Raw genomic sequence first — 23408 nt, 5'->3', positions numbered from 1 at the left:
AGAGCTTCCCCGGGCGGCTTCGGAGACGTCATTCCAGCAGGAAATCCGATTGGGCCAGCGTGGTGATGCCGGTCAGGGTGACGACCAGCCCGGCTTCCGCCTCGTTGCCGGCGCCGTCGGCGTCGAACCAGAGCCGGCCGGTGTTGGTCTCGAACAGGAATTGCGGCCCGTTGCCGGTGGCCTGCGGGTCGGCGCCGGTGACCAGCGACAGTTGGTAGCCGGCGTCGAGCCCGAAGCCCGACCGCTCGATCACGATCCGGTCGGTGCCTCGCGTGAAGTCGGTGATCTGGTCGCCCGAGGCGGTGGCGTCCGCGCCGAAGACGAACCAGTCACGGCCGGCGCCGCCGGTCAGCAGGTCGCCGCCGGCGCCGCCCTCGAGAACGTCGTCACCGGCCCGGCCGTCCAGGGTGTCGTCGCCGGCATCGCCCGAGAACGACTCCGCGACCGCGGCGCCGCGGATATCGTCGTCGTTGATGCTGCCGTTGACGATCTCGAAGCCCGACACGGTCAGCCCCTTGGCCAAGCCGTTGTTCTTGCTGCTGTCGGCCAGGTCCAGGATCACCGACAGGAAGATGTCGCCCATGAAGGACAAGGTGTCGATCCCGTCGCCTCCGGCAAAGCGGTCGAGTTCGCCGCTGGTGCTGTAGTCGCGCGTGATGCTGTCATTGCCGGCATCGCCGAACAGCTGGTCGCTGCCGGAGCCGTCGAACATCGTGTCGCCGCCGGCGCCGCCGCGGAGCACGTCGTTTCCGCCGTTGCCCTCGAGCCGATCGTCCAAGGCCCCGGCGGTGACCGTGTCGTTGCCCCGGCTGCCGTCGAATTCCAGCGACTCCATGCCGCTGAAGCGGGTGGTGGCGTCCACGTTGACCGTGCCGGTGGTGAAGGCGAAGGTCACGCCCGCATTCTCGTCCCGAAGATCGATGAAGATGCGGTCGTTCCCGGCGCCGCCGGCGGCGGTGTCGCCCTTGTTGATGTGCAAAGCGTCGTCGCCGGCGCCGCCGTCGAGCGAGTCGGCGAAAGCGTCGCTGAGCCCGTCTCGGCCCCAGAGCACGTCGTTGCCGTCGCCGCCGAGCAGCGTGTCCGCGCCATCGCCGCCGAGCAGCGTGTCGTCGCCGCCGAGCCCGTTCAGGACATCGTTGCCGCCGAAGCTCTTGAACTCGTCGTCCAGCGCGCCGCCGGTCAGCCGGTCGGCGCCCGAGCCCGTTTCGATATGAACACGCTCGACGTTGAGCAGGGTGACGCCACCATTGACCAGGGCCGCATTCGCCGACAGCGTGAAGGTCATGTTCGCCGTGCCGTCGTTGCGGTCGATCCAGGCGTAGTCCGTGCCCGTCCCGCCGTCGGCCCGGAACGTCGCGCTGACGCCGGTTCCGTTGACGCCGAGATAGATCTCATCGTTGCCGGCGCCGGCGACGATGCTGCTGGCATTGGTTCCGGCGGCGGTGACGTCGACCTGGATGTCGTCGTCGCCATTGCCGGCATTGATGGTGTTGGTGCCGCCGGCGTCGCGGATGGTGTCGTCGCCGTCGCCGCCGCCGATGGTGTCGTTGCCCGCGCCGCCGGACAGCCTGTCGTCACCCGTGCCGCCGCCGAGGATATCGTTGCCGGCCCCGCCGGTGAAGTCGACCTGCTGCGCGGTGCCGGCCCTGAGCGTATCGTTGCCGGATCCGGTCGTGATCAGGAAGATCTCGCCGTCGGAGATCACGCTGCCCTCGGACAGGGTCGCGGGGGCGCCCGAGACGGTGAAGGTCAGCGCCGTGGTAAAGGCGCTGCGGTCCAGTTCGATCGTGTCGACGCCTGCGCCGGCACGGATCGTGTCGGCACCGCCGCCGGCGGCGATCAGCCGGTCGTTTCCGTCCGCGCCGTCGAGGACGTCGATGCCGGTCCCGCCGTCGAGCACGTCGTCGCCGGCCCGTCCTGCAAGCGTGTCGTTGCCGCCCAGGCCCTTCAGGACGTCGTCCAGGGCATAGCCGCGGATGGTGTTGGCCCCCGCCGTCCCGCTGATCGTATAGGCTTCGAAGCCGACGAAGCGTGTTCCGTCGGCGAGCTGGCCGGTCACGTTGGACGCCTGTGCCGTGAAGTTCCCGGCCAGGCCGGTCACGACCAGCCGGTCGGTGCCGCCGCCGCCGTTGATCTGGTCGGCGCCCTGGCCGATCGCCCCCGTCGCCGTGTCGTCCCCGCCGCCGGCCGAGATCGTGTCGGCGCCGGCGCCGCCCGTCGGGTCGTCATCGCCGTCGCCCCCGCCCAGCCTGTCGTCCCCGGTGCCGCCGGACAGGGTATCACCCCCGGTGCCGCCATCGAGCAGGTCGGCATCGTCGCCGCCATAGATCCAGTCGGTCCCCGCCTCGCCGTAGAGGCTGTCGGCCCCGGCACCCCCCGTGATGTAGTCCCAGCCGTAGCCGCCGCGGGCGGAATCGGCGCCCCCTCCGCCCGTCAGCACGTCGGCGCCGTTGCCGCCTTCCAGGATGTCGTCGCCCGCCTCGCCGTCGAGCTGGTCGGACCCGCCGCCGCCGCGCAGCGTGTCCCTGGCGTCGCCGCCGAGGAAGATGTCGGTCCAGCGGCCACCCGTCAGCGTGTCGGCGAAATCCGTTCCCGTGATGTTATACTGTTCGATGTTCACGATCCTGGCGCTGCTCGGCAGCGTTCGCGCAGCGACCGGATCGGTCACGGCGAAGGACAGCCCCGCCGAGCGGCCGGAATAGTCGATCATCAGCATGTCGAAGCCGAGGCCGCCGTCGACCTGGTCGCCGACGCCTTCGGCCGGATCGTCGATGATGACGATGTCGTCGCCGGTGCCGGCCCGCACGATGTCGGCGCCTTCGCCGCCCATCAGGGTGTCGACGCCGGAGCCGCCCTGCAGGATATCGGCGCCGGCATCCCCCATCAGGAGGTCGCCCTGGAATCCGCCGTTGAGGGTGTCGTTGCTGTCGCCGCCGAGTGCGGTATCGGACGCCAGACCGCCATTGAGCGTGTCGTTGCCGCCGAGGCCGTAGAGATTGTCGCGAAAGCCGTACAGGGAATCGCCGTCGCCGGTGAGCGTGTCGGCGCCTTCGGTGCCGGTATAGGTGGCCATGGATGAAATCCGCTCCGTTGAAATCGCAGAAGCCGGCGCCCACTCCCGATCCGCAAACGGCACGCGCCGCGATCCGGATGCCCGCCGAGCCGGATCGGCGGGAGCGGCAGGATCGATGCGCGCGCATCCGGGAGTGGACGCGGCCCATGCCGCGGCAACCGCCGCGGTGGCCGCCATACGACCATCGGGCCCGGGGGGTCGTCACCCCCCGATTGGAGGGGCAAATCTAACTTTCTGGGCGGTTAGGGGCTATTTGACGTCGTCGATGAACTCGGACCCCGGCTTCAAGCCGGACACGAGCAGTCGGTCGCGCGCCCGGGTGAAGGCGACGTAGAGGAGATGCCGCTCGGTGTCGTGGACCGCCTCCAGATCCGCACTGTCTCCCACCGCGGCGAGGCGTGCTGGATCGGGGATCACGTCCTCGTCGCAGGCCATCACCGCCACGGCGCGGAACTCCAGCCCCTTGGCGTCGTGCATGGTGGCGATGACGACGCCCGGCTCTCCCGCCCCCTCCGCCGCAGCCCTGGCTCGATCGAGTTGCCCGGGGCCGCGCACCAGCACCCCGATCTCGCCCGGGCGCATGCCGCTCTCGAGACAGCCGCGCAGGAAGCCGGCGACCCGCGCCGTCTCCTCCGCCTCGTCCTCCGCCAGAGCGATCTCCGGCGGCGGGCCGTCGAAGACGGAGACCGTGCCGCGCCGGCCCTCCTCGATCCCGTCCAGGTCGGCGATGGCACTGGGCAGCAGCCGGTCAGCGGCCGTGCGGATCTGGTGCGAGGTGCGGTAGCACACCTTCAGCGTCTGCGACCGGCCGCGGATGTCGATGCCCAGCCGCGCCCAGGAGAAGGGCAGGTGGAAGATGCGCTGGCCCAGATCGCCGGCGAAGAACAGCGCCTCCGCCCCGCCTTGGCCCGCCGCGGCGAGGAAGCGCGCCTGCGCGACCGTCAGGTCCTGCGCCTCGTCGACGACGATGTGGGTGTAGGGGAACGGGCTGCCGCCGGCCAGCCGGTCCGTCAGCCGTCCGTAGAGCGCTGGCCAGGTCAGCAGCGCCTGCTCGGCCAGCCGGGCGCGAAGGAAGGCGAAGACCGCCCAGGCTTCGGCGCGCTGCTTCGCGCCCAGCCGCGTCTTCCGGCCGAGCCGCGGCACGGTGGCATAGCTCTCCTCGTCGGCCAGCGCCCAGGCGTCGACCACCTCCTCCCATTCCTCGAACAGGAATTCGGGCGTGAGTCCGGCGCCGAGACCCTCATCCTTCGCCGCTTTGATCGCGGCGCGGATCTGGTCGGCCGAGGCGAGCGTCGCCGGGCCGAAGGCGCGCTCATGGATCTCCAGCGCCGCCCGGTCGAGCGCGCGCACGGCGATGCGGGCGCGCAGTGCCGGCTCCGCCGCCGTCAGGATCTCGACCTTCGCGGCCAGCGCCGCGGCGAGCGAGTCCGAGAAGGTGGTGAGCAGAACGCTGGCATCCGCATTGCGGCGCGCCAGATGGACGGCGCGGTGCAGCGCCACGATCGTCTTGCCCGTCCCGGCGCTGCCGGACACCCGGACGGGGCCGGACCAGCGCCGCTCGACCGGGGCGCGCTGGGTGGGATGCAGGAACACCGCCCATTGCTCGAACGGCGCGTCCAGCGCGGCCCGCAGCTCCTCCACGCCGTCCACGGCGCGGAAGCGGCGCTGCGCGTCCGGATGGGCGAAGGGGTCGGCATGCGGCAGCGCCATGAAGGCGACATGATCCTCGATCCGGCCGCCGGCGGCATAGTCGAGCAGCGCCTCGGAGGCTTCGGCCGGCAGCGCCTCGAGCAGCGTGAAGAGGTCGTCCTCTGTGGTCTCCCGCACCGCCGCTAGCCACTCGCGCGGCACGCCGACGTCTAGCAGCTGGTCGTCGGTCAGCGCGGCGAAGAGGCGCCGGGCCGGCGCCATCCGGACGGGGGCGGAGACCCGTTCCTCCTCCACCACCTCGCGGATCTCGACGAACTGCATCGCCCCGGTGCGCTCATGCGGCACCAGGCGCCGCCGCTCCGCCCAGCGGTAGGCGGCGTCGTGGTGGTCGACATAGGCGAGCAGCGTGGCGTCGCCCGCCTTGTGCAGGATGATGCGCAGGTCCTGGCTGACCCGCACCGACCAGAAGCCGTCTGTCTTCTCGATCCGGTGCATCTGCAGCCCGTTGCCGCGCGGGTCGAGCATCAGGTCGAACGTGGTGACCTTAACCTGCTTCTGCTCCTGCGCGGTCAGGCGACCCAGCGCGGCCTGGAAGGTGGAGGCGTAAAGGAGGGTCATACTGGCGGCGGTGGAAGTGGAAAGTGCCTGTCCTCGCCGTCATCCTCGGAGGAGCGCGGGCCATATAACTTCAGCGGCAGAAACGGGAGCGCCTCGGGTAGTGTCTCCAGGCTTTCAGCGACGACAATCGGCAGCCGTCCGGGGAATCGTTCCAGGTGGCTGAGCAGATCGGCAAGCCAACCGGCATATCGCCAATCGCTTCCGCACATCGAGCGAATCAGCTCTGGAAAGCGAGCGACAAATTTGTCCGCGAGCTGACGGGCGTTGTCGGCTTCGGCGTCTTTCCATCCAAAGTAGTGATTCTCATCGGCGCTGCTGTATCTGGCGAAGTTTCTCGATGGTCCTTCGTTGAAGTAGGCGCCGTTCATCAGCGAGAACTCGGATCGAGGCGCTATCACAATCCGATACGCCAGCGGATACTCATAGGGCATGATCCTGGCGTGCTGGTAGCCCATGCGATGCAGCTCGCTGACCATCCGGATCAGTCGGCCAGAACGGCGCACCCAGGCCAGGTCGGACTGCATCACACCCCCACCACCTTCATCACCTCGTCGCCGAGATGGTTGATCACCTTCACCGCCACGCGACCGGAGGCCGGCCTGGGGAAGGGGCGCGAGCGGGTGCGCTTCAGGCTGGCCCAGGCGTCCTCATCGATCTCGGCCTTCAGCGTGGTCTTCAGTGCCTTGTAGGGGTCGTTCGCGCCGGGGAAATAGGCGTGGCGGACGAAGAAGCTCTCGTAGTTGTAGTCGGTGTCGAGGAACCACACGGCGATGTCGTCGGCATCGGCGCTCTCGATCTGGCCGCCCTTGTACATGTCGATGCCGGCGACCTCGATCGAGATCAGCCTCTCGCCGTCCGGTCCCTCGCCCTCGTCATGCACCGCGATGTCGGGCTCGCCGAATACGGTGAACAGGTTGCCGGCGCCGGTCGCGGCCAAATCGGGCATGTGCAGGTCGGGGTTGATCCGGGCCTGCAGCACCGGCAGCCGGCCGATCCGCTCGAACTCGCTGGCATGGGCGTCGAAGTTGAAGGCGGTGGCGATCAGCAGGTCGAAGCCGGCATCCGCCGCCTCTCGCGCCGCCTCGACCAGGTCGACGCGGGCGACGGTGCCGTATTCGGGGCCGACCAGGATGGCGGCACGGCGCGGCGGCGTGTCCTCGGCGTCGGAAGCCTGCCGCACCATGCCCTCGGCGCAGATGAACCGGCCGGGCCAGCCCTTCAGCGAGGCGAAGACCAGCCGGTCCTGCCGGTCGCGCTGCTGCACGCCCGATTTGCGCAGGTTCTCCAGCACCATCCCGGCGAAGTCGAAGCTTTCGTTCGCCGTGGACGGGTCGGCCTTCCTCCGCCGCCCCTCCGCGGCCTCCAGCTCGTCGAACAGGCTGTCGTCGGTGTCGACGGCCGGCACGCGGTGGGGCGACAGGCTCTCCACCGTGAACGGCCCGGCGACGCGCACCCGGCCCTTGTCCTCATAGGGCTGGTCGTAGAGGTATTCCGTCTCGGCCTTGGCGGCGATCGAGGCGTCGATCTCCTTCTGCCGGGCGATCCGCGCCTGCCACCAGGCCGCATGCGCCGCCGTCGCCGCTTCCGGCCAGCCGGCGCCGGCCTCGCGCGGGATCTCCCATTCCTGCCAGTCCTGGCCCAGGCTCTGGTTCAGCGCGGCGCGCAGCGGCTCCAGCGTCTGCTGATACCGCTCCCAGATCGTGTCGATCTCGGCGTTGTTGGCGATGGATTTCAGCGTGATGTGCGGCACGCGCCTGTAGACGAAGCCCTGGCGGATGCGGCCATGGGTCGGGGCGTCGCGAGGCGGCGTGCGTGTGACCTCGGCCTCCTTCAGTTGCCCCTCGCGGCTGTCGGCCAGCAGATACCAGGGATAGCGCGCACCCATGATCCGCGCCCGGGCGAGCGCCAGCGCCACCCGGCTGGTGTCGATCGTGATCCACCGCCGCCCCCATTGCTCGGCGACGTAAGCCGTCGTGCCTGACCCACAAGTAGGATCGAGCACGAGGTCGCCGGGATCGGTGGTCATCAGGATACAGCGTTGGATCACCGCCGCTCCAGTCTGGACCACGTATGCCTTATCCCGCCCGGCACCGGCGATTATGTCATCCCAGAAATCAGTCACCACCTGACCTGGCGCGTCGTCCAGATACTTCTTCAATCGAATGTTCGACCCGGACCGTGCAATTCGGCAGGCTAAGTCAAGCCGCTTCATACCTTCCTTGGTCGTCGTCCAACCCCGGCCTTTCGAAGGTCGATAGTCGATGCCTCGAAAGGGAAAGGCATATCCCATTGCCGAAGCTTCAGACGTGTCACGCCCCTGCCGTTGGCTGGTCAGCGTAATGAGCTGTAGTGCCCGACCACTAAGACCATTTGCCTCGGCCTCGGTCGCCGTTGCCCACTGATCGATGCCAAACTCAATAAGTCCATAATCCTCATCCCGACGTGATCCATCAGCCTGATAGATAGTTCTATATTTGAGTTTTGATCTATCTTTCGCAAACCAACACAAGAAATCGGTAATGCCAGGCAAGAAGGAGCTGGTAGCGCCGCCAGACTTTTTCATCTGTATCTGAGAAACAAAGTTTTCATTCCCAAACACCTCATCCATCAGCGCCCGCACGCGATGGACGTTTTCGTCGCCGATCTGGACGAAGATCGAGCCGCTCTCTGACAGCAGGTCGCGCGCCACGGTCAGCCGGTCGCGCAGATAGGTGAGATAGGAGTGGATGCCGTCCGCCCAGGTGTCGCGGAATGCCTTCACCTGCTCAGGCTCGCGCGTCAGGTGGTCGGCCTTGCCGTCCCTTACGTCGCGGCTGGTGGTCGACCACTGGAAGTTGGAGTTGAACTTGATGCCGTAGGGCGGGTCGATATAGATGCACTGCACCTGCCCCTTCAGCCCCTCGCGCTCCGCCAGCGACGCCATCACCTGCAACGAATCGCCCAGGATCATCCGGTTCGACCAGTGCTGGTCGTGCTGGTAGAACTCGGTGCGCTGCTCGGGGTCCAGGCCGTTGAAGTCGGCGAACAGGTCGGCCATCGGCTCCGGTTCGGCCTTGCGCCTGGCGGCACGCTTCAGGTCCTCGATGATCGCCTTGGGGTGGATCTTCTCCTGGATGTAGAGCGGCGGCGCGTTGACCACCAGGTCCGACCAGTCCGCCACATCCTTCCCACGCCAAACCAGCTGGGGGTCGAGATCGGGGTCGCGCCGCCGATAGACCGCCAGGATCGGCCGCTTGATTTCGTCATCGACGAACGGCTCCAGCTCCGCCGTCGGCGCATTGCGGCGGGTCGCCTCCTTGTGGGTCAGCGCCTCGACTTCGAGGGGGGACTTGGCCATCAGGCGACCTCTTCCAGCGATTCTTCTTCGTCGACGGTCATTCCGTCGTCATCGGCGAAGCCTTCGGGCGGCGCAGCATCGACCATCACCGGCTTGCCTTGTGCTTCAGCAGCGAGGCTGGCCAGCGCAGCTTTGCGGGCCTTGTAGAAGGCTTCGAAGTCATCGGCGCGCAACGCAGCGGGATCGATCAGGTGCGATCGCAGAATCTCATCGAGATCATCGGAGGAGATTCCGGACCTGGTCTCGATGCGGGCGAGATACCGGCTGGGTGCATCCCCGCCGATCGTCCGGTTCGATGCGGCCGAAAGGGCGGTCTTGTTGACGATGCTGTTGTAGACAGATGGCGGAATCTTCCGATCCTCGCACCACCGCCGCGGGAAGATGTGGTGGATGTCCAGCGCATCGGCATAGACCGTCATCACCTCCACACCCTTGCCGCTGATGAAGTCCCGGCAGCCGCGCCGCATGAGCAGGGCGTGAAATCCCTTGTAGGCCGCTGAGAGCCGTGACCGCATCGTATCCAGGCGGGAGACCTGGAAGAACGTCTCGGCGATCGTGCGGGGCTGTGGTCCGCCCTCCAGCCACGCCAGAAGGTCGGGTACATCCCGGGCGATCTTGGTTTCCGTCGCCGATCCGTAGAATTCCCCCAGGACGCCCGACCAGTACCATTCGGCGAGGCGAGCATAGGCAACGGCAGTCCTTCGCTCCGCCGGAAGCAGCGCGAACAGCGCCGCCATCGCCACCATCTGCGGCGGATAGGGCAAGTCCCGTCCCCACAGGATCTTCTGCTCGTTGAGGAACTTGGCCGCTTCGACAAACCCCTTCTCGACCGCATCGGCATGCTTGCGATAGGCCAACAAGGGCAGGCCCAGCAGGGCTTCGCGCGTGCAACTGACCGGCGGAAGCTCCTTGCCGGCCTTCCCCTCGGCAATGGCCGTGTTGCGGAGGTCCAGGGTATGAAGAATCGTGCAGGCCTGAAGGAAGTCGGTGCTGGCCAGATCCGCGAAGACGCCCTTAGCAGGGAGATACGCTCTCATGCGGCCCAGGCGTCCGTGCTTTTCTTTCGTGCCGGCCCAGTCTTCCCGAAGGTCGAAGCTGGACGCGGCATAGATCGCCGTCACGAGTTCGAAGGCGTCGAGCTTCTTGCCTCCGACGTTGACCTTCTCGAAGACCGTGCAGATCGCTTCCCGGCTATTCGCCTTGGACAGCCTGATGACCGGCATCGCGTAAGATTGAATTGGGCTGAGGACGGATTTCCGGAAATCCGTCAGCAGCGATCTGACTGTCGAATCCCGGTCGGCCCAATACTCCTGGCAGGCGAAGATCCAATCGACGGGATCGAGAGCCTGGTCGAGGGGAAACAGGAGATTCTCGTATTCACGTTCGATCGAGGAGAGGTCGAGCTCGATCTCCTTGGCGAAGTTGACACGACGGATCCGGTCGGCCGGAACGGTTTCGATCGCACTTTCGAATTCGACCAGGGGGCCGAGCGTGGCAGGAATCCTGAGATAGAAGTGGCGCTCGACCACCTGGCCCTTCGCTGTCCGGACGCGGGCAGGCTCTTTGGAATAGATGGTCTTATACAGGGAGGTCATCCGCTGCTGGCCGTCGAGGAGCAGAAGCTCGGGTTCAATACCCTCGACCTTCGTGCCTTCGATGCCTCGTGGCTTGAACGCAACGTCTCCGCCGCGCTCGAGCATCAGAAGCGCGCCCACCGGGAAGCCCTTCGCGATGCTGGCGATCAGGCTGCAAACATCGTCCTCGTTCCACACGTAATCGCGCTGGAACTCCGGCAGCTGGATTTTGCCCTCGTCGATATCCTCCAGGAGATCCTTGAGGTTCGTCTTCGTCGTATCGAAGCTCACGCCGCCGCCTCCGTCACCGTCACGCCCGTCACCTGATCCAGCCATTTGCGGATCACCGCCTCGAACTCGCTCTGGATCGTCCAGACCTCCTTGAATTCCCTGAACGCCCAGCGGCCATAGGTGCCGAGGCGGTTCACGCCGGGCACCCAATAGGTCTCCATCGTCGCCGCCTTATCCTTGGCGTCTTCCTTGCGATAGCCCTTGGTCTCGATGACGAGGTTCAGCGGATCGTCGGAGCCGCGGCCGTCATCCACCCGGACGATGAAGTCGGGGCGATAGCGCCGCACCTCGCCGCCGCACTGGTAGGGCACCTCGAAGCCGAGATTGTGGTTCTTCACATAGGCCAGGACGCGCGGGTGCAGCTCCGCCACCCGGCAGAACTCGGCCTCCCAGTCGCTGTCCAGGACGCAATAATTGACGTGGCATTTGTCGGGCGCGGTCTGGAACCGGTCGCGCGAGGTCATGAAGCCGACATGCCGGGTCGAGCCGGTCGGGTTATAAGGATCCAGCATCACCTTGACGACCCCGCCGCCCTCCTGGCCGCGGGTGATCGCGGCCATGATGCGCTCCGCCGCCCGGTCGGCGATGTTGTAGTAGAGCAGCTGCGCCGGATAGGTGCCGCCCGAACAGACCAGGTGATCCGTCATCCAGCGGCGGACGATCGACTTCAGCGGCATGATCAGATGCTGCTGCGGCACTTTGTCGGCGTCGGTCAGGTGCCGCTGCAGGATGCGCACGGCAAGCTTGAGGGCGATCGTTGCCGGGCGCTGCTCGGCCAGGTGTTCGAGCGTCAGGTCCGCCTGCTCGCCGATGATGCCGGCGTTGATCGTCTCGGTCGCCCCGACCAGCTCGGGCGTCAGCTCCAGCGTGCTGTCGGCCGTGAATGCGGCGGTCAAGGTGTCCTGCGGCAGCTCGGCGCGATAGCCTTCGACCCGCGGGAAACGGATCTCCAGCGCGTCGCGCTCAGGGCTGACGGCATGGACGCGCACCATGTCGTCCGGCTTCGACGGCTTCGACACCACCGGCTGGGCGGTGAAGTCGAAGGGGATGCCCAGCACGTCGGCGTATTCGACCTTGAACTTGCCGTCCGGTTGCAGGGCGTAGGATTGGCGGCGCAGCGCCCGGCCGATCACCTGCTCGCACAGCAGCTGGGTGCCGAAGGCGCGGACGCCCAGCACATGGGTCACGGTGTTGGCGTCCCACCCCTCGGTCAGCATCGACACCGAGACGACGCAGCGGATGCCTTCGCCCAGCGCGCCCTTGCGGCCGACGGTGTTCATCACCTCGCGCAGGATCGCGTCGTCGCCGACCGCCTCGGCTGCCCTGCGGTCGCCTGTGCGCTGGATCAGCTCCTCCTTGAAGCGGGCGATCTCCTCCTTCGCGGCCTCCTTGAACTCGGCCGAGATCGCCTCGCCCGATTCCAGCTGCTGGCTGTCGATCAGCAGGGTGCGCATGCGCGGCAGAGCGGCGCCGTCCGGATCGAAGTTGCGGAACAGCGGGCAGCGGCCGGCGACCGGCGTCTCGGTGCCGTCGCCGTTGTCGCGGACGTAGCCGGCGATGTAGTCGTGCACCAGCTTGGAGGTGGCGGTGTTGTTGCACACCACGATGAAGACCGGGTCGACGCTGATCCCGGCCTCCCGCCACAGCTTATGGGTCTTCTCGTAATGGCCGTAGAGCGCGTCGATCGCGGTCAGCAGCTGGTTCGGCAGCTTCTGCGGGTCCAGCCCCTTCTCGCTGGCGCGCCCCTTCTTCGGCAGGTGCTTGCCGACATGCTCCCACAGGTTGCGGAACAGGGGCGTGTCGCCGCCCGGCACGTTGTCCATGATCGGCACGCGCGGCAGCTTGACGATGCCGCACTCGATCGCATCCATCAGCGAGAAGTCGCTCATCACCCAGCCGAACAGCGACCCCTCGCGGTAGCCCGAGCCCTTGAGGAAGAAGGGCGTGGCCGACAGGTCGTAGACCATCTGCAGGCCGAGCTCGCGCTTCACTGCCTCGAGGCCGGAGATCCACAGCCGTGCGGCCTCGTTGTTCTGCTTCGCCGCGGCGAGGTCGTCGCCCTTCAGCGCGGCCTGCTCCTCCGGCGTCAGCGGGCGCTCGCGATAGCAGTGATGCGCCTCGTCGTTCAGCACGACGATGTTCTTCAGCCCCATCAGTTCGCCCGCCACGCGGCGGATCATCGCACCATCGCTCTCGGGCCTGGGCGTGGCGCGCAGCGCCGCCTGCTGTACCTTGTTCAGCGGCAGCTCGTCCTTTTTCTTGAAGGCGTGATAATTGATGATGACGATCTTGGCGCGGCCGAGGTCGGGCAGCATGTCCTCGGGCACGATCTCGCGCGACTTGTAGTAGCTGTCGGGATCGTTGGGCAGCAGGACCCGCAGCCGGTCCTTGATCGTGATCCCGGGCGTCACCACCAGGAAGCCCTTGGAGAAGCGCCGCGCATTGGGGTGGCGCACCGCGTTCACCGTCTGCCAGGCGATCAGCATCGCCATGACGGTGGTCTTGCCCGCGCCCGTCGCCAGCTTCAGCGCCAGGCGCAGCAGTTCGGGGTTCGACGCGGCGTTGGCAGCGTCCAGATGCGTCCAGAAGCGGCGCCCCTGGGAGGAGTTGCGCGGCGCCACCTCGGTCAGCCAGATCACCGTCTCGACCGCCTCGATCTGGCAGAAGAAGGGGCGCTGGTTGGCGAACTCGTGGCTGCGCCAGTGACGCAGCAGCCGGGCCGTAGACGGCGTCACCTGCCACTGGCTCTCGGGCAGCGTGCGCCAGCTTTCCACCGCCGAGCGGATGCCGTTGATGACCTCGGTGGGGTTGTATTCCTGGCCGGTGTCGGCATCGGCCAGCAGGTCGGGCTGCACCGCCTTGCCCCTGACCTTCTTCGGCTTCGGGATCGGCGAGACCAGCGCGCTGGGGCGCCGGCGCGGCACGATCAGCGTCGTCGGCTGGCCGTTGGCGTCGAGCTCCCAATGGCGGCCCGGCGCCTCGTAGGGCGAGTTGAGGATCGGTGACTCGAAAAACTGGCTCATGTGCCTGTCGAAGCAGAATCGGAATGGGCTTGCGCAGGCCGTGGGCACCATCGGTGCACGCACCGCCTGCGGCTCCGGGGTCTCGCTCTTACGACGGACGACCGACAGCCGCGCTTATGCGGAAAATAGTCTTCAAGCCGAGCAAATGCATGAACGGAATTCCCCTCCCTCAAATTCGCTCGATTTGTGACACAGGGCGACACGAAGCGCCAGTTCGGCGCCGATCGGTCGCTTCACAATACAGTGGGGGGCTTGTTCCTGCGGAAGGCCGTCCCGAGAATCGGAGCTGGGCCGATACTGGTACTCGAAGGTGGACGCTCTGGATTTCAGCAGCCCACGAATGCGGGTCGATGACACAGAACAAGCCGGATATGGGAAAACCGCAACCTCCGGCTTACAAAACCGCTGTTCCAAGGCCGAGCGAGCCTGCCGGCGTTGGCTGCCGGATCAGATGGCCTGCCATCCGAAGCCGCAGGCATAGGATGGCGGAGGGACCGGGATTCGAACCCGGGCACGGGGTTTCCCCCGTGGACGGTTTAGCAAACCGCTGCCTTCAGCCACTCGGCCACCCCTCCGTCCAGCGGCGGTGCCGCTCGGTCCGGGGTTCTTAAGGGGGCGGGCGGGGCTTGTCAATCACGGCCCGCGGCCTGGACGGATTCGGGCGCCGAACACGATACCAGTTGCTTTAATTTGCAAGTATGTTCATGATATGTTCCATGACCATGGCGCAGACCGATGCTGATTCCGGCGAGGCCCGGCCGTCCGATCCCGATCTGAAGTGGACGGGATGGGCGCTGGAGAAGCTGCGCGAGGTGGTCGAGATCGACGCCCGCTGCAAGCGGCTGACCGAGCGGCAGCAGCAGGCGACCCCGGCGGGGTCGGAGACGCCGTCCGATTTCCCGCTGATGCAGTCGCGCCTGTCGCGCTCGATCCGGCTGTCGATCGCCATGGCCGAGCGGATCCGGGGCGACTACCTGCACCGCCGGGCCGAAGGCGAGGCGTCCGGGGCGCTGGAGCGCCGCCGCCGGCGGCGCGAGCAGGCCGTGCAGGCGGTGGTCGAGGCGGTCGGGGCGGCCGAGGCCGCGGATCTTGCTGCGGCCGTCGATCCCGAGGAGACCGAGCGCCTGCGGTCCGAGGTGTGGGAGCGGCTGACCGAGGACGAGGTGTTGGACGTGCAGCTCGACACCCTGCCGGCCGGCGAGTTCGTGCGGGAGGTCTGCCGCTGGCTCGGCCGCCGGCTGGACCCGAGCCGGCTGCCGCAGGGCTGGGACGACGTCCTCGGGGCCAACGACAACGCCGGCTCGTCCGGTGACGGCACGGCTGCCGTCGCCATGGCTTCCGACGCCGGGGACGACCGGCCCGAACAGCCGGACACGCTCGACGCCGGCCGTCTGCCATCCAGTCCTCCGAAGCCGGACAGCAGTTGAGCGCTGGCGCCGCCACAAGATGCTTCTGCTGACAGGTTCGTATGGCTCTTGCCTTTCCCGCGCGGCGGGAGGGGAGGAGGCGCTTGCGTTTTTGAGGGATCATGTCGAGGACGGAATCGGACTTTATCCGGTTCCACGGGCTCGCGAGCTGCGCCGGCGTCTTCCTGGGCTTGAGCAGAGAGATCGGCGGGACAACAGTGGAAAACAGCATCCGCCGCCACACGTGGCGCAGCCGCCTCAGCCTGTGGCAAATCGGCATCCGGTCATGGGCCCGTCACCGGATTTTCTTGATCGCGCCATCGCTCCCCTATAGTGCTGGAAAGACTACCGGGCAGGAAAATTGTTGGGTGCTTCGGCCGAATGTCTGCCGTCACGGTGCAAGAGAGACCGACGCCGATGCCGCCCGAACCGCTGGATCAAGCCTGCCGAAAGCGAAGCTGAATGAAGCCAGTCACGCCGCTGCTCGACACCATCCATACCCCCGAAGACCTCCGACTCCTGCCGGCTTCCGACGTGAAGCAGGTCGCCGACGAGCTGAGGGCCGAGACCATCGACGCGGTCTCGACCACGGGCGGCCATCTCGGCGCCGGGCTCGGCGTGGTCGAGCTCACCGTCGCCCTGCACCGGGTGTTCGACACGCCGCGGGACAAGCTGATCTGGGATGTCGGCCACCAGGCCTATCCGCACAAGATCCTGACCGGGCGGCGCGATCGCATCCGCACCCTGCGCCAGGGCGGCGGCCTGTCCGGCTTCACCAAGCGGTCGGAGAGCGAGTACGACCCGTTCGGCGCGGCGCACAGCTCGACCTCGATCTCGGCCGGCCTCGGCATGGCCGTGGCGCGGGACCTGAAGGGCGAGGACTTCCGAGTCGTCGCCGTGATCGGCGACGGCGCGATGAGCGCCGGCATGGCCTATGAGGCGATGAACAACGCCGGCGCACTGAAGAGCCGCCTGGTCGTCATCCTCAACGACAACGACATGTCGATCGCCCCGCCGGTCGGCGCCATGAGCGCCTATCTGTCGCGGCTGATCTCCTCGCGCTCCTACCGCTCGCTGCGGCACCTGATGCGCGACGTCACCGCGGTGTTCCCGAAGCCGGTGGCGCGCGCCGCCAAGCGGGCCGAGGAATACGCCCGCGGCTTCGTCACCGGCGGCACCATGTTCGAGGAGCTGGGCTTCTACTATGTCGGCCCGATCGACGGGCACAATCTCGACCACCTGCTGCCGGTGCTCGAGAATGTCCGCGACGCCGATGACGGCCCGGTGCTGGTCCATGTCGTCACCCAGAAGGGCAAGGGCTACGGCCCGGCCGAGGCGGCGCCGGACAAGTATCACGGCGTCACCCGCTTCGACGTCATCACCGGCGCCCAGTCCAAGCCGAAGAGCAACGCGCCGAGCTACACCGGCGTCTTCGCCCAGGCCCTGATCCAGGAGGCGGAGGAGGATGAGCGCATCGTCGCCGTCACCGCCGCCATGCCCTCGGGCACCGGCCTTGACAAGTTCGCCCAGCGCTTCCCGAACCGCAGCTTCGACGTCGGCATCGCCGAGCAGCATGCGGTGACCTTCGCGGCGGGCATGGCGACCGAAGGCTTCAGGCCGTTCTGCGCGATCTATTCGACCTTCCTGCAGCGCGCCTACGACCAGGTGGTGCACGACGTGGCGATCCAGCACCTGCCGGTGCGCTTCGCCATCGACCGGGCCGGGCTGGTCGGCGCCGACGGCGCCACCCATGCCGGCGCCTTCGATATCTCCTATCTCGGCTGCCTGCCCGGCATGGTGCTGATGGCCGCGGCCGACGAGGCCGAGCTGGTGCATATGGTGGCCACCGCTGCCGCGCTGGACGACCGGCCCTCTGCCTTCCGCTACCCCCGCGGCGACGGCGTCGGCGTCGAGCTGCCGGCCCGCGGCCGGCCGCTGGCGCTCGGCAAGGGCCGCGTGCTGCGCGAAGGCACGACCATCGCGCTGCTCAGCTACGGCACCCGGCTGCAGGAATGCCTGGCGGCGGCCGATGCCCTGGGCGGGATGGGCCTGTCGACCACCGTCGCCGACGCCCGCTTCGCCAAGCCGCTCGACACCGAGCTGGTCGGTCAGCTGGCCCGCCACCACGCCGTGCTGATCACGGTGGAGGAGGGGGCCGAAGGCGGCTTCGGCAGCATCGTGCTGCATCACCTGGCCCGCGCCGGCCTGCTGGACAACGGGCTGAAGGTTCGGCCGATGACGCTGCCGGACCGGTTCCAGGACCACGACAAGCCGGAGCTGCAATATGCCGAGGCGGCGCTGTCGGCGCAGGACATCGTCGCCACCGCCGCGGCGGCGCTCGGCCTTGACGCTCCGGCCACGGGCGTCATCCGGGCCTGACGTTCTCCTCCGACGCGCGACAAGCGGCCGTCCCGACCCGTCGGGGCGGCCGTTTTGCTTTGCGGCGGGCCGATTTCCCGTGCGGCAGAGGCGCCGCATCGGCGATGATGGCGGCCGAATCGATCCCGAGGGGACGGGAAGGGGGACAGAATGAGGCTGCGGCACGCCATCCTGGGGGTGGCTGCGATCACGGCGCTGGGCGCCTGCGTTCCGGCATCGGGGGAGACCAGGCCGCCAGCCGCTCCGGTCGCTGCGGCACCGGCGGCCGAGGCCACCGGGATCGCGGCGTTCCGCGGCTCCTGGGTCGGCGCCAGCCAGGGCGAGGGCGACACCCGCCGGGCCGCGGCGCTGGTGATCGACGCCTCGGCCGATGGCGGGCTGTTCCTGCGCTGGCGCAGCGCCGAGGGGCCGCGCGACGGCGAGACCAATGACGACCAGCTCAAGATGCGCGAGAACACAGCGGTTTTCGCACCCGGCAAGACCCCGAATGTCTGGTCGGCCAGGCTGGACAGCGGCGCCCAGGCCAAGGCGCGGCTGGAAGGATCGGTGCTGACCGTCGAGCTGACGGCGAAGGCCGGGGGCAAGACGGAGCTGCAGACCTACCGCCGCACCCTGATCGCGCCCGGCAAGCTGTCGCTGCACTACACGCGGGCGGTGAACGGCAAGATCGAGACCACGATCGACGCGGATTTCGTCAGGCTGCCTTAGACGAAGGGCCGGCTCGTACTTTTGCGTTGCCTCTCCCGCGGGGCGGGAGAGGTCGATAGCGCGCAGCGCTGGCGGGTGAGGGCCGGCACCGGCCTCGACAAAATCCCCTCACCCGGAGCCGCTTCGCGTCTCCGACCTCTCCCGCAAGCGGGAGAGGCAACGCTTGTTGCCTTCGGTATTGCCCAGCCTCATTCTGTCTCTGTCTTGATATGGACTGATCATGACGACCGATCCGGATCTGACGTCGAAGCTCGAAGGCTTTGCCTACAAATCTGCTGAGGAGCGCCGCCGCGCCTTCATGGAGATGCTCCGGCAAGTCGAGAAAGAGACCAATTGCGAGGGGGCGGTGACGCTGGACGAGGCTTTGGCGGAGATAGACGGGATCATCGCTGAAGCCGAGCAGTGCAGCCCCGGCTGACCGACCCCGGACCGCCGCATCCCGCTCACCCCGCTCGTTTCCCGATCGGCTCCGCCCGGTAGTCGTTCGGGTCGATGCCGTGGCGGGTCAGCTTGTCGTAGAAGGTCTTGCGCGGCAGGCCGAGGGCCTCGGTGGGGGCGCGGGCATCGCCCCTGTGCGCCGCCCGCGCCTCGCGCAGCCGGGCGGCCTCGTAGCGCTCGACCCGCTCCGGCAGGCTGGCCGGCGCCTCGGGCGGCGGCGGTGCGTCGATGCCGCCGAGGCCGAGCGCCACCCGGTCGGCGAAATGCGCCAGCTCGCGGACGTTGCCCGGCCAGTCATGGTCCAGCAGGTGCCGCCGCACCGCGTCGCCCAGCGGCGGCGGGTCGCGGCGGAAGCGTTCGGCGGCGCGGGCCAGGAAATGCGCGAACAGCAGCGGGATGTCGGCCCGGCGCTCGCGCAGAGGCGGGATGCGCAGCGTCACCACGTTGAGCCGGTAGTAGAGATCGGCCCGGAACGTCCCCTCCTGCGACGCGGCGGCGAGGTCGGTCTTGGTGGCGGCAACCACGCGCAGGTCCAGCGGCCGGCGCTCATTGGTGCCCAGCGGCTCCACCGCCCGCTCCTCCAGCACCCGCAGCAGCTTCACCTGCAGCGCCGCCGGCATACTCTCGACCTCGTCGAGGAACAAGGTGCCGCCATCGGCGTGCTCGATCCGGCCGATGCGGCGCTTCTGCGCCCCGGTGAAGGCGCCGGCCTCGTGGCCGAACAGCTCGCTCTCGATCACGCTCTCCGGCAGCGCGCCGCAGTTCAGCGCCACCAGCGGCTTCGACCGGCGGCGGCTCCAGCGGTGCAGCGCCTCTGCCACCACCTCCTTGCCCGACCCGGTCTCGCCCAGCACCAGCACGTCGACATCGGCGTCCGCCACGTTGCGCACGGTATCGCGCAGCCGCTCCATCTCGGGCGTGTCGCCCAGGAAGGCGAGGTCGTCGGCCGCTTCCAGCGCCGCGCGCAGCCGCCGGTTCTCGATCACCAGGCGCCGCTTCTCCACCGCCCGGCGGACGCTGTCGACCAGCCGCTCGGCCGGGTAGGGCTTGGCCAGGAAGTCGTAGGCGCCGTCCCGCATCGCGCCGACCGCCATGGCGATGTCGCCGTGGCCGGTGATCAGGATCACGGGCAGGTCGGGGTCGCGCTCACGGAGCTGGCCGAACAGCGCCAGCCCGTCGGTCTCCGGCATGCGGATGTCGGTGACCACGGCGCCCGGGAAGTCGCGGTCGACCGCGGCGAGGGCGGCGCGGGCGGAGTCCAGCGCCGTGACCTCGAAGCCGGCCAGCTCCAGGCTCTGCACATTGGCATGCCGGATCTCGGCCTCGTCGTCGACGAAGACGACCTGCCCCGCGCTCATGCGGCCCGTTTCCCGGGCGCCCTCATTGCGCCCGTCTCAGCGTCACGGTGAACACGGCCCCGCCGCCGTCCCGGTTGGCGGCGGCGATGCTGCCGCCGAACTCGCGCGCGATGTCCTGGCAGATCACCAGGCCGAGGCCCAGCCCGGCCGGCTTGGAGGTGGCGAAGGGGATGAACAGCGCCTTCATCGTGTCGGGGTCGAGGCCCTTGCCCGTGTCGGAAACCGCGATCCTAACCTCCTCGACCCCCCCTGCGTCCACGGTGGCGTCCACTGCGATGCGGATCTCGGGCTCGGGCAGGCCGGCGACGGCATCGAGCGCATTCTGCAGCAGGTTGACCAGGATCTGTTCGAGCCGAACCCGCTCCGCCACCACCCGGACGTCTTCCCGCGGCAGGTCCTGCACCAGCCGCACCGACTGGCGGCGGATCCGCGGCCGGGTCAGGATCAGCGCGCCCTCGACCGCATCGGCGCAGGAGGTGGCCTCGATCCGGTTGGTCGCCTTGCGCGAGAAGGCGCGGAGGTGCTGGGTGATGGTGCCGACCCGCTCGGTCAGCCCGGCGATGGTCGACAGGTTCTCGCGCACCGCCTCCCGCTTGTCGCGGTCGAGGAACACCGACGCGTTGTCCGCATAGGCGCGGATCGCGGCCACTGGCTGGTTGATCTCATGCGCCACGCTGGCCGCGACCTGGCCCAGGATGGCCAGGCGGTTGGCCTGGGTCAGCTCCTCCTGCAGCTGTTGTCGCCGCTGCTCGGCCCGGCGCCGCTCCTCGATCTCCTCGGTCAGGCGCTGGTTGGCGTCGTTCAGCGCCCGGGTGCGCTCGGCGACGCGGCGCTCCAGCTCCGCCCGCGCCGCCGCCTGCCGCGCCGCGTTGGTCAGGGCGCGGTTGCGGCGGTAGAGCAGGGCGGCGGCGGCGGCCAGGGCCAGCAGCGTCACCAGCCCGGCGATCAGCCGCGTGTCCATCACGGCGCGGCCGACGGCGGGCGAGGTCGGCGCCAGCAGATGCAGGCTCCAGCCGGTGGTCGGCACCGGGGCCGAAAGGGCGAGGAAGCGGCCGGGCATGCGCGCGCCCGGCAGCGTCGCGGTCACCGCCCCGGGCCGGGGCGAGGCCGCATCCGGCGTGATCGGCAGCGGATCGAGCGGGGCGGCGCCGTATTGCAGGCTCTCGCGCACCGCCGCGCGCTCCGCCTCCGGCAGCGGGCCGAAGCTGCGGAAGCGCCATTCCGGCACGTCGGTCAGCAGCACGACGTTGCGCTCGTCGGTGACGAAGGCGGTCTCGGCGAAACGGCCCCAGGCCTCCTCCATCTCGTCGAACTCGACCTTGACCACGATCACGCCCAGCAGGCCGGTGGGGCCGTCGATCCGGCGCGACAGGTATGAGCCCGGCTTGCGGCTCATCGTGCCCATGGCGAAGAACTCGGCCGAGCCGGTCTCGACCGCACGCTGGTAATAGGCGCGGAAGGCGTAATGCTGGCCGACGAAGCTGATCGGCTCGCGCCAGTTGCTGGCCGCGATCGCGGTGCCGCCGCGGTCCAGCAGATAGATCACCGCCGCCCGCGTGCCCTGGCTCAGCGCCTCGAACTTGGCGTTGATCCCATCCAGCCGCTGCCGGTCGTTCGACGCGGTCAGCGCGGCGCGGACATCCGGGTCCTGGGCCAGGACGAAGGGCAGGGAGCGCTGTTTCTCCAGCTCGCTGCGCAGCATCGCCACATGCAGGCCCAGCGCCGCCTCGGCCGAGCGCGCGATCTCGCCCAGCGCCCGGTCGCGCCCGACCGGCCCGGCCAGCCAGACCACGGCGGCGAACAGGGCGGCGCCGAACGCCGCGAAGACCGCCCAGCTGCGCCACCGGTGCGGCGCGGCGGGCCGGGCTGCTGGGGCGGCGATCGGGTGGCGCTCAACGGCGGTCATGCCGGGAGTCTAGCACCGCGAGGTCGGGATGACTGCGGCGACGGATGTGCGGATCTCCGCCCGGCTCGGGCCAGACTTGTGCGGGATTCCGCACAGATTGGCGGTCGGCGAGGAGCGCCCTCGGACCCGTAATTCTTTCCGATCAACAAGATGGCGGAACTCAGGCAGGTACACGCTTCGGCTGGCACGGCGATTGCACCCTCTCCGGCGCCGTCCGCAAGAAGGGGCATCCCCGGGGCGGCAGGAAACCCCATGCCGGCGTCGCCGCGGTCATCGCGGTCCACGCCCCGAGGAGTGTGTGCCATGGCCACTGCCGACGCCGCCCCGCGTCCCATCCCCTTCTACCGCCATCTCTACGTCCAGGTCCTGATCGCGGTCGTGATCGGCGTCCTGCTCGGCCATTTCTACCCCGAGACCGGGACGGCGCTGCAGCCGCTCGGTGACGGCTTCATCAAGCTGGTGAAGATGATCATCGCGCCGGTCATCTTCCTGACCGTGGTCACCGGCATCGCCGGCATGCACGACCTGGAGAAGGTCGGCCGGGTCGGCGCCAAGGCGATGATCTATTTCCTGGTGTTCTCGACCCTGGCGCTGATCGTCGGGCTGGTGATCGCCAACCTGGTGCAGCCCGGCTCGGGCCTGCACATCGACCCGGCGACGCTCGACCCGAAGGCGGTGGAGAAATACACCACCCAGGCGCATGACCAGTCGATCCAGGGCTTCCTGCTGAACGTCATCCCGGCGACGATGTTCAGCGCCTTCGTCGGCGGCGACATCCTGCAGGTGCTGTTCGTCTCGGTGCTGTTCGGCGTCGGCCTCGCCATGACCGGCGAGAAGGGCGCGCCGGTGCTGAACTTCCTGAAGGCGGTGTCGGGCGCCGTGTTCAAGGTCGTCGCCATCCTGATGAAGGTGGCCCCGATCGGCGCCTTCGGCGCCATGGCGTTCACCATCGGCAAGTTCGGCATCGGCTCGATCGCCAACCTGGCTTATCTGGTCGGCACCTTCTATGTCACCGCGCTGATCTTCGTGCTGGTCGTGCTCGGCGCCGTGTGCCGCTACAACGGCTTCTCGATCCTGGCGCTGATCCGCTACATCAAGGCCGAACTGCTGCTGGTGCTGGGCACCAGCTCCTCCGAGGCCGCGCTGCCGGCGGTGATGGAGAAGATGGAGCGGGCGGGCTGCGCCAAGCCGGTGGTCGGGCTGGGGATCCCGACCGGCCACTCCTTCAACCTCGACGGCACCAACATCTACATGACCATGGCGGCGCTGTTCATCGCCCAGGCGACGGACACGCATCTGTCGCTCGGCGACGAGATCCTGCTGCTCCTGGTGGCGATGCTCAGCTCCAAGGGCGCGGCCGGCGTCACCGGCTCGGGCTTCATCACCCTGGCGGCGACGTTGTCGGTGGTGCCGACCGTGCCGGTCGCCGGCATGGCGCTGATCCTCGGCATCGACCGTTTCATGTCGGAATGCCGGGCACTGACCAACTTCATCGGCAACGCTGTGGCCGCCGTCGTCGTCGCCCGCTGGGAAGGCGCGCTGGACGAGACCCGGCTGAAGGCCGCCCTGTCCGGCGACCCGCTGCCGGCGCCGGACGAAGGCACGGTCCCCGCCCCGGCGGAGTGAAGCGGCAGGGCGGGCGGCTGC

The 23408-nt window shown here is 68.5% G+C and carries 13 protein-coding genes and 1 tRNA gene; 5 read left to right on the top strand and 9 right to left on the bottom strand.

What is annotated here, in order from left to right; translation table 11 throughout:
* Positions 1-28: 28 nt before the first annotated feature.
* The 7 genes from LG391_RS04660 to LG391_RS04630 form a co-directional block, all read right to left on the bottom strand.
* The gene (locus tag LG391_RS04660) at positions 29-3073 is read right to left on the bottom strand and encodes a calcium-binding protein (RefSeq protein ID WP_225766818.1); all 3045 of its coding nucleotides are present in this window, start codon (positions 3071-3073) and stop codon (positions 29-31) included.
* 249 nt (positions 3074-3322) lie between these two features.
* Positions 3323-5341, bottom strand: coding sequence for a 3'-5' exonuclease (locus tag LG391_RS04655; protein ID WP_225766817.1), 2019 nt, complete (start codon positions 5339-5341; stop codon positions 3323-3325).
* Positions 5338-5865, bottom strand: a complete 528-nt coding sequence (locus tag LG391_RS04650) for a hypothetical protein (protein WP_225766816.1) — start codon at positions 5863-5865, stop codon at positions 5338-5340. Before LG391_RS04650 ends, LG391_RS04655 begins: the two co-directional genes overlap by 4 nt.
* Complete coding sequence (locus LG391_RS04645; RefSeq protein WP_225766815.1) at positions 5865-8678, bottom strand: site-specific DNA-methyltransferase; 2814 nt, start codon at positions 8676-8678, stop codon at positions 5865-5867. Before LG391_RS04645 ends, LG391_RS04650 begins: the two co-directional genes overlap by 1 nt.
* Positions 8678-10543, bottom strand: a complete 1866-nt coding sequence (locus tag LG391_RS04640) for a DUF262 domain-containing protein (RefSeq protein WP_225766814.1) — start codon at positions 10541-10543, stop codon at positions 8678-8680. Before LG391_RS04640 ends, LG391_RS04645 begins: the two co-directional genes overlap by 1 nt.
* A complete protein-coding gene (locus LG391_RS04635) occupies positions 10540-13566 on the bottom strand; it encodes a BPTD_3080 family restriction endonuclease (protein WP_225766813.1) in 3027 nt (1008 codons plus the stop codon). The genes LG391_RS04640 and LG391_RS04635 overlap by 4 nt, the downstream gene beginning before the upstream one ends.
* Positions 13567-14049: 483 nt before the next feature.
* A tRNA-Ser gene (locus LG391_RS04630) sits at positions 14050-14141 on the bottom strand.
* A 141-nt stretch (positions 14142-14282) separates the two neighbouring features.
* On the opposite strand from LG391_RS04630, the gene LG391_RS04625 reads away from it, so the two are divergent.
* From LG391_RS04625 to LG391_RS04610, 4 genes are all read left to right on the top strand, one after another.
* Positions 14283-14993: a hypothetical protein gene (locus tag LG391_RS04625; protein WP_225766812.1), complete on the top strand. Its 711-nt coding sequence runs from the start codon at positions 14283-14285 to the stop codon at positions 14991-14993.
* Between the two features lie 441 nt (positions 14994-15434).
* Positions 15435-17351, top strand: a complete 1917-nt coding sequence (gene dxs, locus LG391_RS04620) for a 1-deoxy-D-xylulose-5-phosphate synthase (RefSeq protein ID WP_225766811.1) — start codon at positions 15435-15437, stop codon at positions 17349-17351.
* A gap of 150 nt (positions 17352-17501) precedes the next feature.
* Positions 17502-18059, top strand: coding sequence for a hypothetical protein (locus tag LG391_RS04615; RefSeq protein WP_225766810.1), 558 nt, complete (start codon positions 17502-17504; stop codon positions 18057-18059).
* Positions 18060-18279: 220 nt separating this feature from the next.
* A complete protein-coding gene (locus tag LG391_RS04610) occupies positions 18280-18477 on the top strand; it encodes a hypothetical protein (RefSeq protein WP_225766809.1) in 198 nt (65 codons plus the stop codon).
* A gap of 25 nt (positions 18478-18502) precedes the next feature.
* On the opposite strand, the gene LG391_RS04605 is transcribed toward LG391_RS04610, so the two are convergent.
* Both LG391_RS04605 and LG391_RS04600 read right to left on the bottom strand, forming a co-directional pair.
* Positions 18503-19855 carry a sigma-54 dependent transcriptional regulator gene (locus LG391_RS04605; protein WP_225766808.1) on the bottom strand — a complete coding sequence of 451 codons (1353 nt, stop codon included), beginning with the start codon at positions 19853-19855 and terminating at the stop codon, positions 18503-18505.
* 22 nt (positions 19856-19877) lie between these two features.
* Positions 19878-21761, bottom strand: coding sequence for an ATP-binding protein (locus tag LG391_RS04600; protein WP_225766807.1), 1884 nt, complete (start codon positions 21759-21761; stop codon positions 19878-19880).
* Positions 21762-22064: 303 nt separating this feature from the next.
* Here LG391_RS04600 and LG391_RS04595 point away from each other — a divergent pair, with 303 nt between their 5' ends.
* On the top strand, positions 22065-23387 hold the full coding sequence (locus LG391_RS04595) for a dicarboxylate/amino acid:cation symporter (protein WP_225766806.1): 1323 nt from the start codon (positions 22065-22067) through the stop codon (positions 23385-23387).
* Positions 23388-23408: the final 21 nt, after the last annotated feature.

Origin of the sequence: Inquilinus sp. Marseille-Q2685 (genome assembly GCF_916619195.1) — a bacterium.
GTDB lineage: Bacteria > Pseudomonadota > Alphaproteobacteria > DSM-16000 > Inquilinaceae > Inquilinus.
The sequence above is the reverse complement of the archived record's forward strand: the minus strand, read 5'-3'. Positions and strand labels throughout refer to the sequence as shown.